Here is a 14,311-nt window from a genome sequence, read left to right on the forward strand (position 1 = left end):
AGCGATTTGATGAATAGTTGGCTATGACAAGAAGCAACATGTTGAAAAAAGGCTTTGAACGGTTTTTGCTGGAAGAAAATATTCTTAACAATGCTCAGTTGTGACGGAAGTATACTTTAAACCGAAGAGATTGAAACGTTAAATAGGCCGTCGTCAAACCAATTTCTAAAAACTTTTGTTTCAAAAGGGATAGCATTGCAAATACGCTATCTCTTTGTTTGAACCGATTATTCACTGCTACTATATTGTTATGCAACCTGTATTTGTCTATACCGAAGCGAGCCCCAATCCCAATTCTATGAAGTTTGTATTGAACTTTGAATTGGTACCACAAGGCCTATCTTTCGATTACCCTGATTTGGCTTCTACCCAAGAAGAAGGCAAATCGTCGCCGTTGGCGGGAGATTTGTTTCAGTTTCCTTATGTGCAACGGGTGTTTTTGGCATCCAATTTTGTGACCCTTACCAAAGACGACGCTACAGACTGGGGCGAGGTGATTTTGGATACTAAGCAATTTCTCAAAATTTATTTTGAAGAAAACCAACCCGTATTCGAACAAAAAACTATTGATAAAAACACCACGATAGTAGATACTGATAGCGCTGCCGTGCGTCAAATCAAGACTATTTTGGACGATTATGTACGCCCTGCGGTAGAGTCTGATGGTGGAGCGATAGCGTTTCATTCTTTTGACGAGAATTCGGGTACCGTAAAAGTGCTTTTGCAAGGCTCGTGTAGTGGATGCCCGTCGTCTACGCTGACCCTAAAAGCGGGCATTCAAAATCTACTCACGCAGATGGTGCCGCAGGTGAAAGAAGTAGTAGCTGAGGGGGTTTAAAGTTTATTATAGTGCAATATTTAACGTATTTTTGAGTTTCTTTGTGAGAAATTTGAAAATACGTTTTTTTGTAAATGCTATTTTCTACTGTTTTTGGAATACCTAATTTTGGACAAGTTATGTTATATTCCTTCAAACCCTTACTGATTTTAGGCTGGATCGCTGCTTGTAGTTTTGCCTTCAAATCCGACGAAGATGGCGGTATCAATGTGGTAGTAATCGATGCGGGGCACGGTGGTAAAGATATTGGTACACGGGGCCGAATTTCGAAAGAGAAAGATGTTGTCTTGGACTTGACAATGAAGCTTGCACGTAAAATCAAGACCGACATGCCCGAGGTAAAAGTGATTTTGACGCGTGCTAGCGATAAGTTTGTAGACCTGAGCGAGCGTTCTAGTATCGCCAATCGCCGCAAAGCTGATTTGTTTATTTCGATTCATTGTAATTCACTTCCCAAAAATAAAGTAAGCCCCGCAGGTACGGAGACGTTTGTGATGGGATTGCACAAAAGTGATGAAAACTTTGAAGTAGCGAAGCGCGAAAATGCCGTTATTTTGTTAGAAAAAGATTACGAAGAGCGGTATAAGGGTTTTAACCCTAATTCACCTTTGGCGTATATCATGCTTGCCAATCGGCAAAATGCGTATATCGCAAGTAGTCTGAACTTTGCAGGGAAAATCGAACGGCAATTTCAAAAATATGCTGACCGCAATAGCAGGGGTGTAAAGCAGGCCGGTTTTATGGTGCTTTGGCAAACGGCTATGCCGAGTGTATTGGTAGAGGCGGGTTTTTTGAGCCATGCCGAAGAAGAAAGATATCTAAATTCGGAAGAGGGGCAAGACCAAATAACTGAATCTATCTTTAGAGCTTTTAAACAATACAAAGAAGAAGTAGAGTCCAACTAGCGTACAATTTAGTATATATTCCAAAAACAGAGAGCGAAAAATATATCCATGCCCTCTAATCTCTGGTTTTGAAAAACCATTTATTCATCCATGAAAATATCTAAAGAAGCAAAAGTAGGAATATTAGCAGTGGTAGCCATGTCAATGTTGTATTTTGGCTTCAGTTTTCTGAAAGGTTCCGACTTATTTTCCAGTACAAACAAATATTACGTTGTTTATAATGATATCGGTTCGTTGCAGCCTTCCAATGCCATCAAACTCAACGGCGTACCCGTAGGACAAGTCAAGGCTGTTGAACTTTTGCAGGGACAAAACAATAAGGTACTCGTAACGCTTGATATTAACAAAAACATCATACTTACCAAGGGAACTAGAGCATTGCTTACCTCTGAATTGTTGGGAGGAAGTGCGTTGGCATTGCAGATTAAGGTAGGAAGTTCCCAACTCCAAGAAGGCGATACCTTGGTTGCGGATGCCGAAAAAGGGATACAGTCGTTGTTGCAAGAGCAAGCTTTGCCGGTAGTCAAAAATGCTGATTCACTTATTATAAGTCTCAATCGTATCATCAATCAATTTGATAAAACAGGCTACGCTCTTACCAAACTTCTCGAAACTACCGACCAAACAGCACAGGGTATCAATGGATTGGTAGCGCAAAATCGACAAGCCATTACGGCTTCTTTAGCCAATGTAAATGCGCTTTCGGCGGCATTGATAGAAACTGAAAAAGGTATTAAGCCTATTTTGGCTAATCTCCAAACTACGACCGATTCCCTCAAATCGCTTCGGTTGGGGCAAACCCTCGCTCAAGCCAATGCGGCAGTGGCATCTTTGCAAAAATCCCTTACGGCCTTGGAGCAAGGTCAAGGAACAGCCGGGAAGTTGCTCAAAGACGACGCATTGTACCAAAATCTCAATCGTACTATCGTAAGTGTCAACAAATTAATGACCAATTTTCGTCAATATCCCAAGCGCTATGTCAATGTGTCGGTATTTGGTAAAAAAGACAAAGGTCCCGCAGATAGCCCTGCTGATACTACTTTGAAGTATTGAAATGAGAAGGTGAAAACATAAAAAAGCCGTCGTGAAGATATTCGCGACGGCTTTTCTGTGGAATGATATAAGATACTATACAGTGGTTTTTTCGGCAGAGAAGAATTTAGCTTTTACAAATTGCCAAATCATCGGTAAAACGGAAAGACCAATAATGCCAAAAATTACCAATTCAAAGTTTTGCTTTACGATCGGTAAATTTCCAAAGAAATATCCCAACATCGTAAGTGAAGGAACCCACAAGAGAGCGCCAACGATACAAAATACGATGTATTTAGAATAAGTCATGCTACCTGCACCTGCAACAAAAGGAGCGATAGTACGTACAATCGGAATAAAACGAGCCATGATGACGGTTTTACCGCCGTGTTTGGCATAAAATTGCTCAGTTTGTTCGAGATATTCTCTTTTGAAAAATAAAATTCGTTCGCGTTTTTTGATGGTGCCTCCTAAGAATTTCCCTACAAAATAATTGACGTTGTCGCCCATCAATGCGGCTACAATGAGCAGCGGTATCACAAACCAAGGATTAAGCGCACCTGTGGAGGCGGCTAATGCGCCCGTAGCAAACAAAAGAGAATCGCCCGGAAGCAAAGGCATAATAACGAGGCCTGTTTCGGTAAATACAATCAAAAATAAAATCAAGTAAGTGAGCGTGCCATAGTCATTGATGATTTGGGCAAGATGTTTGTCAAGGTGTAAAAAAAAGTCTAAAATCTGAGTGAGGATTTCCATTTGTTTGTGATTTAGTTCACAACTTTATCTGAGTTAAGTGGCTGTGAAACGGGGTGAAAAATAAATAAATGTTACTTCGTCAATTTCCAGCGTTTGCGGGTCTTGTCGTTAAGAAAATGAGCAAAGGTATCTCCTCTAAGCCCCAAGCGGATAGTTTCGAGAGGGATGATTTCGTGAGGAGCAATATTACCAAGGTTGACATTGGCACCCAAGAGTTTTACAAACCACACTTGTTGGGTTTTTTGAGGTGCTTCCCATATGATGTCTTTGGAGGGCACTTGGGTTAAGATTTCTTCCACCAAACCTTGACGCACTTCTCCACTTGACCGAAACAACCCCACATTTCCAGATTCGCGGGCTTCGCCGATTACTTTCCAAGCGCCTGCTTCGAGCTCAGCCTTCATGAGTTGAATCCATTTGTAAGGAGGAATAATCTTGGTTTCATCTTTAGAACCCACCTCTGATAGTACTTTTACTTGCTCCGACAAAATCTTAATAAAATCACATTTGATTTCGGCTGGCATATCTACCGAGCCATCCGAAACTTCGGCGTATTCAAGTTGGTATTCATCTAGCAAGCGGCGGTAGTCTTCAAACTGATTTCTTACCACAAAAGCTTCAAAAAGAGTGCCTCCAAAATAGACCGGAATACCGGCATTTTTGTACACTGCAATTTTATCTTTGAGGTTTGGAGTAACGAAAGAAGTGGCCCAGCCTAGTTTTACGATATCTATATGAGGAGCGGCAATATCAAGCATATCCTCTATCTGCCGGATACTTAGACCTTTGTCCATGACCATTGTCAGACCATATTGGCGTGGTTTGGTGGTGCGGTCTGGAACTTGTGATAGTTTAAAATTCATACTTGTTGGTTAGGTATGTCTTTGACAATGAACCGCAAAATTAGCGATTCAAACCACAACCTACTAAATCAAGCCAGAAAATAACCTGATTTTAGTCAAATTGTTATAAAAAACCCGCGAATTTCATCGCGGGCTAAAAGGAAGGGAAGGTAGTCAGTGAAGTTTAGTACAAAAAATGCCTGTGGAATCCCACCTATAGACTATAGGTACATAGGAAAATTGTTTGGCGCCACTTCATGAATAAGCGCATAAACTTCTTCAACTATATCTTCTATATTCGGTTTTGAAAAATAATCACCATCGGAGCTATAGGCGGGTCGGTGTGGTTTGGCGGAGATACATTTAGGCGGCGAATCTAACCACTGATACGCGTTTTGGTGGTCAATTACTTGCTGCATCATATAGCCGGTTCCGCCCCCAGGCATGTCTTCGTCGGCAAAAATTACGCGATTGGTTTTCTTGATAGAATCCAAAATTCGATGGTCTGTATCGAAAGGAAGTAACGTTTGAACATCGATGACTTCTACCTCAATCCCTACTTGAGAAAGCTCTTCGGCTGCTTCCAGCACAATCCGGCACATAGAGCCATAAGTAACAATAGTGACATCGGTACCAGTACGTAAAATCTCAGGCTGTCCGAGAGGAGCACAAAATTCACCGAGATTGTCGGGAAGCCGTTCTTTTATGCGATAGCTGTTGAGAGGCTCTACGATAAGAGCAGGGTCATCGCCACGCATGAGGGTGTTGTACATGGCTGCCGCTTGAGTAAAGTTTCGAGGTACACACACGTGCAGTCCTCGAAGGCTATGAATCACCGTGGCCATAGGTGAGCCAGAATGCCATATTCCTTCCAAGCGATGCCCACGGGTACGAACGATAAGGGGGGCTTTTTGGCCGCCCTTGGTACGATAGTGGAGCGATGCTAAGTCGTCGGTGAGGGTCGCAAGGGCATAATAAATATAATCAAAATACTGGATTTCGACGATAGGCCGTAACCCTCTGATGGCAAGTCCAATACCTTGCCCGATGATGGTTGTTTCTCTAATGCCTGTATCCGTAATGCGTAATTCCCCAAATTTTTCCTGTAAACCAGCCATACCTTGATTTACATCCCCAATTTTTCCGACATCTTCGCCAAGAGCTACAATACGAGGGTCGGTGGCAAATAGAGCTTCAAAATTACCTCTTATTACTTCGCGTCCGTCAACAATGGGGGAGTTGTCAGTATAAATGGGAGCTATAGGCGTGATTTTTAGGGGAGAGGCAGAAGATTCGCTGTAAACATGAGAACTGAAACGGTCTTCATTGACTTCTTTGTTTTGAGTGAGCCATGTAGTGAGAGCGTTTTTGGCAGGGATATTTTCAGTTCGAAGCACACGAAGGGCTTTTCTAACGGCGGCTGTACTGTGACGATGAAGTGGTACAAATTCGCGGTTAAGTTCGTCCACTAATTGGAGTAAATCATTTTTAAATTTACTTACTTCAGCCGCGTTTTTGAGGAGTTCACTTACTTCTATTCGTTCGTTAGAGGTGGCATGAGAGAAGGCGTTCCATGCGGCATTTCGCTCTAGGCGAATATGTTGTTTGGCTTCATCCTCTATTTCTTCTAGTTCTTCATGAGTAGCGTAGCCGTTGTCTATAATCCAATCTTTAAACTTTAGGTTACAGTCCCATTCTTTTTCCCATTCCAGTCGTTCGGTCGATTTGTATCTAGTATGAGTGCCTGAAGACGAATGCCCCTGTGGCTGACTTACTTCTTGTACATGTACTAGTACAGGCACATGTTCTTTTCGGCAGATTTCTGCAGCTTTGCTGTAGGCTTCAATGAGGGCTATGTAGTCCCAAGCCTTTACCGTAATAATCTCAATTCCTTCCTCGTCTTTGCTACGTTGCAGGCCTTCAAGGGCTTTTGATATACTTGCTTTTGTGGTTTGGTATTTGACAGGAACTGAAATCCCAAATCCATCATCCCACACCGACATCAGAAGCGGTACTTGTAGCACTCCAGCGGCGTTCATTGTTTCCCAAAACATCCCCTGCGAAGTAGAAGCATCTCCAATAGTAGCAAAAACTATTTCATTGCCATTGTAAGAGAAATCAGTCATAGAGGCTAGCTGCTCATTATGACGGTACAATTTAGAGGCATATGCTAATCCTACTGAGCGTGGGATTTGGCCCGCCGTAGGAGCAAGATCATTGATATGATTGTAGGTGGAGGTTTGGGGTTTCCAGTTTCCTTCGTCGTCTATGTAGCGAGTGGTATAGTGATTGTTCATGGAGCGCCCGGCAGTATGAGGCTCAAAATGCACATCCGCATGACCATAAAGTTGGGCAAAATATTGCCGCCAAGTAAGGCCTTTTAAGGCCGCGACGATTGTTTGGTCTCGATAATATCCCGATCTAAAATCCCCTTTTTGGAATACTTTTGCCATTGCCACCTGGGCCAATTCTTTTCCATCTCCAAAAATCCCAAACTTAGCCCGTCCCCCCATTACATCTTTTCGGCCCAACAAACTCGCTTGTCGGCTTTCACATACTAAACGAAAGTCGTCTAGAATACTTTGGCGCGTCAGCGCAATAAAGTCGGTTGTAAGTTCGTTCTCTATCACGTTTCTTGATGAAAAATTAAGTTGTTATTCCTTATGGAAGTATAAATAAAACTAAAGAATCTTCAATTTGTTGTTTTGGCAAGTAAATATACAGCAAAACCTACGAGGTTTCAAAATTCGAGTTTTTTCTGTTACTTTGTCATAAATATTTCATTAAAAACAACGTTTGGCAAAACTTTTGCTCTTACAATCATTGTTAGATAAGCAACCAACTTTTACAAAACTAAATTTTACAAAAACCATGAAAAAGTTTCTTTCACTTTTCGTAGCAATTTTAGTATTTAGTGCAGTTAGCTACGCGCAAAAAGGAGTAGTAAAGTTTGCCAAGAATGAGCATGATTTCGGAAAGATTGAACAAGGCAAACCAGTAACTCACATTTTTGAATTTACCAACACTGGCACTGACCCTATCGTGTTAGGAAATGTATCTGCATCATGCGGCTGTACTACTCCTGAATGGACTCGCGAACCAGTGATGCCTGGCAAAAAAGGTAATGTCAAAGCTACTTTCAACGCGGGTGTTATGGGCCCTTTTAATAAAACAGTGACTATCCCAAGCAATGGTGAAAATGGCACCGTGTACCTCACTCTTAAAGGTGAAGTGATTGCTAACAAAGCTGCCGAAGCTCAAACCGCAGCTAAGAAAGGCGGTAAATAAATCACTACTATTCATCTAAAAGCGAGATAGCGTTTGTTTTTAATCTTGCTTAAGAAATATTATTTACATAAAACTCAAGAAGGCTATGACTTGCAGTCATAGCCTTTTTTATTAGATTTGCGTTTGAGAAGAGGGTATGAAGTGGAGAGTCTGTGTATTGCTTTGCTTTCATATTCAATGCGCCCAGTCTCTTATACTATCACCCACAACGATGTTTAGAACCGTAATCATTTTAGCTTTAGTAGCTGTTTTTTCTTGTAACAACACCACTAATCAACAGCAATCTACTGCCCTTCAAAAGTCTCTCGTAGATTGTGTAACAGAGGCTTCGCTATCTTCAGACCAAATCACTAAAGCACGAAATAGGATTGATGCAGATAGCAAATCGGCACGTCTTGATTCGTTTTTTCAACGAAAATTTAAGCTAGAAAGGTTTAACGGAAACGTACTAGTGGCACAGCAAGGGGTGGTACTTTATCGTAATTCGTGCGGGTATGCGCAAGTAGAAAAGAAAGATACGTTGTGTTCGGACTCTAAATTTCAATTGGCTTCTTTGTCAAAGACTTTTACGGCGGTTGCGATTCTCAAACTTTATGAAGCGGGTAAGTTGAGCTTAGAAGATTCGATTCAGAAGTTTATTCCCCAATTCCCCTACTCGGGGATTCAGATCAAAACCCTACTTTCGCACCGCAGTGGATTGCCTAATTATGCTTATGTACTAGCTGATAGCGTGAGAAAACGCAATCCATATCCTTCAAATGATGATATTGTAAGGTGGTATTGTGCTGTCAAGCCCAAGCTTTACAACATTCCCAATCGATATTTTAGTTACAGCAATACCAACTATGCCTTGCTTGCTACGATTGTCGAAAAAGTATCAGGGCAAACATTTGAGGATTTTTTGAAACAAAATTTGTTTAAGCCACTCGGCATGAAAAATACATGGCTTGCGACGAGCCAAAATGACTCGCTTAATATGTTTCGGACCGCTGGGTATCAGTACAATCGCCGCCTCGCCAAAGACAACTACGATGATGTAGTGGGTGACAAAGGAGTGTATTCTACCATGGATGATATCTTGCGCTGGTACACAGGGCTAAGTGGAGGGTGTGTGCTTAAGCCGCAGACGATGAAAGAGGCTTTTACCCCTCGTAGCTTTGAGCGCCATGGCATCAAAAACTACGGTTATGGGTTTCGGATGCACGTAGATGAGGCAACTCGACAGCCCAAATATATCTACCATACAGGCTGGTGGAAAGGCTACAATACCTTGATGTGGTTTAGTCCTAAAGACAAATTTGTGATTATCCTTTTGAGTAATCGTTATAACCGTAGCATTTATCAAATCAAACCTATCCTTGAGATTTTGGAAGGAAAAAGCAATGTAGAAGAAGGAATAGAGGATGAATTGTTTTAGATTTTTTGTAGAAACACCAACTCCTTATGAGTAGTTAGATAGAAAAGGAGTTGGGGTTTTTTATTTCACCAAAAACTGCACTCTACGGTTACGTTGGCGGTTTTCTTCCGAATCATTGGGGGCGAGAGGCTTACTCGCACCTTCTCCTCGGTGTTTGATGCGGTTTTCTGGTACCTGTAGGTTTGTCAGAAAACTAGCTATTACTTTAGCTCGTTGTTCGGAAAGTGTTTGATTGAGACGTGAGTCACCTACATTGTCGGTATGGCCTACGATTTCAATTTGGATAGCTGGATTTTGAAGCATGATATTGGCCAGCCTTGTTAGCTGTCCATGGGATTCGGGACGTAAGATGTAGCTACTTTGGTCAAAATATACATTGTCTTCAATCGTTACGGATTGTCCTGTTTTGATATTATCAAAAATTCTTTCGTTGATAACGGATTTAGCAGCACTTGTGGTAGTGTGTTTAAGAGAAAGAAGATAGAGATTTGCCAAAAACTCACCTCTCTGTGCCCAAACTGAAGTTTCAATCCTGAGGGTATTTTCTTCATAATTGGGATGATAGGCTTCAATTACGTAGGTTTTGCTAAGCGCTAATTTTACTTCTAAAACTCCCTTATAAAATTTCGCAGGAATTGCCCTACGAGTAGATTCCTCAAACACTTTCACCTTTAGTCGGACTAATGGGCGCTGGGTTTGAGAATCAAAATACTTAAGCGTAAACAACTTGACAATATTAGGAGCAGCTGCACGGCCCGCCTTTAATTTTGCTTGAAGAGAAAAGACTTGCCCCATACGCATTTCTTCGGCATCGATAATGCTTTTCTGGGAAGAATATCCAGCGGCAATGGTTTCGATTTGATAAATGTCTGGCTCGGTGATTTTGAATTTAATGGGCATAGCCGATGCCAAGGCGGTGATTTCGGAGGTTTGGTGAGTGGAGTTTGCGGTGATTCTAAACTTAGCAGAGATAGGCTTACCAGAGGTAGAATCTGCCGCTGAGAGGCTTAAAAAATTTTCGGTAATGGGAGCTAGCTTGACCACTAGCTCGTTGTTTTCTTCTAACGAAGGAAATGATTTTTCGAGTGCCCGTTGGTAAGGCATAAAGCCATCGGCGGTCACTTCTACTACATAATGATGCGCGGGATTGAGTGGCACAGAGGCTCGTCCATCTGGGGCATTTTTTAGGGAAACAATGTCGCGTTTGTCGTTTTTGTCAACCACCCTGATTGTAGCCGCAATTGGTTTATTGGTATTTTCGGCCAAAGTACTCACTTGCAGATAAACATCTGATTTTGAGAGTCTGATAATGTGAGAACTTCGTTCGGAGGATTGCGGAGCATCTAAGTTAAGTTTTGTGACGTATTTTCGATAGCCATTTGCTATGACTGTAAGGTAATAAGGCTGTGATTGTACCACCACAGTGGGCATAAACAAACGCTGCTCAGAAGTAGTGCTGCCAGAGTAGCTTTCTTTGATTTCGTCGGTTAGTTTAAAATCAGCGGGGATAGCTTGCCCAGTGAGAGCATCTATTGCTTGAAAACTCAACTCTTGTTTTGGAATAGTTGAGAGGGCTATCTCAGTAGCTTGGCCGCTATTTATTTTGAGAATACTTCGATAAGTTTCAAAGTCAGGAGCTTTGACCTCTATTTCATAGGAGACATTGGGTTGGAGGTCAGCTTTCCACCCCCCACGGATATTAGGATGACTTTCGATTGCGACAATTTTGCCATTTCGTGGGTCTTTTAAAGAAATAGATGCATTTGCTAAAATTGATTTTTGGGCTTTATTGATGACAAGGATGGTATGCCCAGCGCCTAAGTTAGGTGAGGGAGTAGAAGAGGTTTTGAGAGGTTCTAGCTCAATGAGAAAAGGAGTATTGGTTTTAGACGGCTCAAAAACGTGGGTTTGGCGGTAGGTTTTGTACTCCTGAAAAGCCACTACTACTTGATATTGGATACCTGCCTGTACTTTTACCATAAAAAGGTCGTTTTCAAAATAGCCGGTGAGCTCCGTACTAGCATTGGCAGGGAGGATAGATATGATAGGAATAAGGATATGTTTCGTTTGTTTGTCTCTGACTTCGATACTCAGGCGAAAAGGCGTTTGAGAAAATCCTGAACAAATGTTTCCTAAAAGCAACAATAAAACAACTAAAATAGACTTCATAGGGTAAGGTGATTGGGGCGCAAATTTAGTGAGTTTACGTAAAAAAAGAATCGTCACACCCAACAATTGCTGAGTGTGACGAAACTCCATTAGCCAAGAAATTGTCTATTTTTCTTCTTTTGTATCTTTTGCTTTCTCTACTTTTTTGGCAACGAGCGCACCATCTTTTAAGCGTTTCGAAACTTCGATGAATGGCCCCGAAATAATCTCTTCGCCTTCTTTAAGACCCGAGATAATTTCGATGTTTTCGAAATCACTGATACCTGTTTTTACTTCACGACTTACTGCTTTGCCTTTGTCATTGATGAAAACGAGTTCTTTGACTTTATCCTCTTTTTTGGCTTTTTGATTTTCTGGGGTAGAAGAATTTGAGGCTTCACTGTTGTCGGGTGTCTCAGTATTTTCTTTTCCTCTGGTCGTAACGGCGGCAATCGGCACCGACAGCACATTTAGCTTACGCTCGGTGATGATTTCTACTGAGGCAGTCATACCGGGTTTGAATGGGTATGATTTTTTGCCTTTTTTCAGCAATAAGTCGCGATAAGAAGAGTTCAAGATTTTGATTTTTACTTCAAATTCGGTGACAGCATCGGTAGAGTTAGAGGCAGCAGCGGATGCACTCGTGGTAGCCATTCCGTTGGCAGTATTGGCGATTTCGGTCACTGAGCCTACAAATTTTCTATCTGCATAGGAGTCTACCTCAATCTCTACGGTATCTCCCAGATTGACCCTTACAATGTCATTTTCGTTGACATTGACTCTGACTTCCATGTTGTTGAGATTGGCAATACGCATCATTTCGGTTCCAGCCATTTGGGATGTACCTACCACGCGGTCACCAAGCTCCACATTAAGTTTTGAAATGGTACCACTTTGGGGAGCATAGATGGTGGTTTTTCGAAGGTTTTCTGTGGCGTCTCTTAGCGCTGCTTCCGAACTTTGTACATTGAATTTAGAGGCTTCTACGGCGGCTTTTCCTGCTTCTACGTTTTGCTGTGCCACTTTATAATCTGCTTCTACTCTTTGAAAATCTGCCTCTGATACTACTTTATCAGCGAGTAGTTTTTGATTGCGGTCGTAGTCGGTTTTGGCCCGAATCATTTGAGCGTTTGATTGAGCAAGACTTGCCTTGGCGCGCTCCACCTCCGCTTTGCTTGAGTTGACAGACGCTTGTGCTCGGGCCACTAGGGCATCGTAGTTGTCGGGACGTATTTTGGCTAGCAGTTGCCCTTTTACTACGGAGTCGCCTTCTTCTACGTACAAGCCAATAATCTCCCCTGATACGTCAGGACTGATTTTGACTTCTACTTCGGGTTGGACGCGCCCTGAGGCACTAACCCGCTCAATAATGTTTGTTTTTTTGACTTTTGCAAACTCTACTTCGGTAGGTTTGACTTTTCCTATCCAACCAGCTTGCTTGGCAATCAACAACCCTGCAATCAATACCACTACGATGCCGCCTAGTATCCACCATAAACGAGAAGAAGATTTCTTAGCCATATGAGTTAATAAAAAATGTGAATGACAAATTGAGTAAATAGTTAAATATAGCCTGACTTTGTTATTAAATCAGTACGCCACAAAAAGGGGGGCTTATTATTCTAATGAAAGCGGCTTGCTTTGGTAAAAGTCAAGGATTTTGGTCCGAAATATATAATCGTACTTGGCTTGAATGAGACTAGCTCGAGCACGGTCTACGTTGTTTTTAGCAATATTGTAGTCAGCGGCATTGAGGGCACCCGCGTTGAGGCGTGCTTCGGCAGCTTTAAAAGAAAGCTCAAGGGTTGCTACTTGCCGAGCTGTAGCTTCATAGCGCTTGGCGGCATTGAGCATGTTGTAGTACGCTTGCTCAATAGTCTGCCGAACTTGATTTCTGACGATTTGTGCTTGAAACTCCGCATTTTTTTGTTGGATTTGTGCCCCTGCTATCCGGTAGCGTACTTGATAGCCATTAAAAATAGGCACTCTCAATGACAATGAAAGAGAGGCGTTTCGGTTGAAACCTAATTGATCAAAATAACCAAAATTTTGAATGGCACCACTAGGAACGGTAGTCCGAACGATGACCGGCAAGGTGACTCCTCCATAAGTGATGTATTGAGTTGTAGAAGGAATGTCACGTACTTGCGAAGCACCTCCATCTCCCACAAAACGTTGTTTGGGAGCGGCACTAGAAAAAGAAGAACTCAACCCTCCTCCCAACGACAACGAAGGCAATTTAGCACCTTTGGCAATATCAATTCCAGTTTTGGCACTTTCTATACGAAGATTTGCTGCTTCCATATCAGGTAGATACTTGATGGCAGCATTATAAACCTGCTCTAAGGTAGCATCATAAGGGGCTGAGGTAGAAGGAAGCGGTAAAGTGATGGGTTCTACTTCAATCACCTCACTACCATAGATATTCATAAGTTGTTTGAGGGCAAGCTTTGATAACTCTATATTGTTTTGTGCATTTACAATAGAAAGTTCATCATTGGCAAGTTGAGATTGTATATCATAGAGGTTAATTTCGGGAAGGGATCCGGCTTTTACCAACTTCTCGGTACGTTCGAGCTGGAGGCGGGTAGTCTCTAACTGACGACGTGCAAACTCTAGTTGTTCTTGGTTGTTAAGAACTGAAAGATAATTTGTTGCAACATTCAAAATCAGTGTATTACGGCTCGATTCTAGCTCTTTTTGACTGGCTTGTAAGTTATACTGATTTTGTTTAATGGTATTTTTTTGTTGATATCCATTAAAAAGGTTAATGCCAGTATTCAAGTTGAAATTCGAAAAATTGACCGTTTGTTCCACAAATTGGTTCGTAAAAGGGTCAATGTTACGTCCTGATTGTAACCCTTGCCCCCCGCTAAAGTTGAGCGTGGGGTACCTTTGCCATTTTGATTGGTCAAGTAGGTTTTGATTATTCTGAATTTGAAGTTGACTTTGTTGCAGTTGCAAATTGTTTTGCAATGCAATCGTCACACATTGTTGAAGTGAGTATTTTTGCTGCGCTTGGCTGTATAGGCTTAAACCAAGCGAGAAGGCGAGTAACCAATTTTTCATCGCTGTCCTTTTGATT

11 protein-coding genes are annotated in these 14,311 nt (G+C 41.9%); 5 read left to right on the plus strand and 6 right to left on the minus strand.

Features of this window, described 5'->3' with window-relative positions:
• Window positions 1–250: 250 nt before the first annotated feature.
• The 3 genes from G563_RS0129555 (at window position 251) to G563_RS0129565 (ending at window position 2,796) form a co-directional block, all read left to right on the plus strand.
• Complete coding sequence (locus tag G563_RS0129555; RefSeq protein WP_037328529.1) at window positions 251–838, plus strand: NifU family protein; 588 nt, start codon at window positions 251–253, stop codon at window positions 836–838.
• Between the two features lie 119 nt (window positions 839–957).
• Window positions 958–1,743 (plus strand): N-acetylmuramoyl-L-alanine amidase family protein, encoded by a 786-nt coding sequence (locus G563_RS0129560; RefSeq protein ID WP_028668517.1) that lies wholly within the window; start codon window positions 958–960, stop codon window positions 1,741–1,743.
• Between the two features lie 90 nt (window positions 1,744–1,833).
• Window positions 1,834–2,796 carry an MlaD family protein gene (locus G563_RS0129565; protein WP_028668518.1) on the plus strand — a complete coding sequence of 321 codons (963 nt, stop codon included), beginning with the start codon at window positions 1,834–1,836 and terminating at the stop codon, window positions 2,794–2,796.
• 75 nt (window positions 2,797–2,871) lie between these two features.
• On the opposite strand, the gene G563_RS0129570 is transcribed toward G563_RS0129565, so the two are convergent.
• The 3 genes from G563_RS0129570 to G563_RS0129580 form a co-directional block, all read right to left on the minus strand.
• Window positions 2,872–3,531, minus strand: coding sequence for a DedA family protein (locus G563_RS0129570; protein ID WP_028668519.1), 660 nt, complete (start codon window positions 3,529–3,531; stop codon window positions 2,872–2,874).
• A gap of 71 nt (window positions 3,532–3,602) precedes the next feature.
• A complete protein-coding gene (locus tag G563_RS0129575; protein WP_028668520.1) occupies window positions 3,603–4,394 on the minus strand; it encodes a phosphosulfolactate synthase in 792 nt (263 codons plus the stop codon).
• Window positions 4,395–4,594: 200 nt separating this feature from the next.
• Window positions 4,595–7,003 carry an alpha-ketoacid dehydrogenase subunit alpha/beta gene (locus tag G563_RS0129580; RefSeq protein WP_028668521.1) on the minus strand — a complete coding sequence of 803 codons (2,409 nt, stop codon included), beginning with the start codon at window positions 7,001–7,003 and terminating at the stop codon, window positions 4,595–4,597.
• Between the two features lie 241 nt (window positions 7,004–7,244).
• Here G563_RS0129580 and G563_RS0129585 point away from each other — a divergent pair, with 241 nt between their 5' ends.
• The gene (locus G563_RS0129585; RefSeq protein WP_028668522.1) at window positions 7,245–7,661 is read left to right on the plus strand and encodes a DUF1573 domain-containing protein; all 417 of its coding nucleotides are present in this window, start codon (window positions 7,245–7,247) and stop codon (window positions 7,659–7,661) included.
• A 211-nt stretch (window positions 7,662–7,872) separates the two neighbouring features.
• Window positions 7,873–9,078, plus strand: a complete 1,206-nt coding sequence (locus tag G563_RS0129590; protein ID WP_028668523.1) for a serine hydrolase domain-containing protein — start codon at window positions 7,873–7,875, stop codon at window positions 9,076–9,078.
• A gap of 60 nt (window positions 9,079–9,138) precedes the next feature.
• Here the strand turns inward: G563_RS0129590 and G563_RS37360 are convergent, their stop codons facing one another.
• The 3 genes from G563_RS37360 to G563_RS0129605 form a co-directional block, all read right to left on the minus strand.
• The gene (locus G563_RS37360; RefSeq protein ID WP_051211284.1) at window positions 9,139–11,337 is read right to left on the minus strand and encodes an OmpA family protein; all 2,199 of its coding nucleotides are present in this window, start codon (window positions 11,335–11,337) and stop codon (window positions 9,139–9,141) included.
• Window positions 11,338–11,352: 15 nt separating this feature from the next.
• Complete coding sequence (locus tag G563_RS0129600; protein WP_028668524.1) at window positions 11,353–12,747, minus strand: efflux RND transporter periplasmic adaptor subunit; 1,395 nt, start codon at window positions 12,745–12,747, stop codon at window positions 11,353–11,355.
• Between the two features lie 96 nt (window positions 12,748–12,843).
• Window positions 12,844–14,295, minus strand: coding sequence for a TolC family protein (locus G563_RS0129605; protein ID WP_028668525.1), 1,452 nt, complete (start codon window positions 14,293–14,295; stop codon window positions 12,844–12,846).
• Window positions 14,296–14,311: the final 16 nt, after the last annotated feature.

It is taken from the genome of Runella zeae DSM 19591 (assembly GCF_000423565.1).
GTDB classification, from domain to species: domain Bacteria; phylum Bacteroidota; class Bacteroidia; order Cytophagales; family Spirosomataceae; genus Runella; species Runella zeae.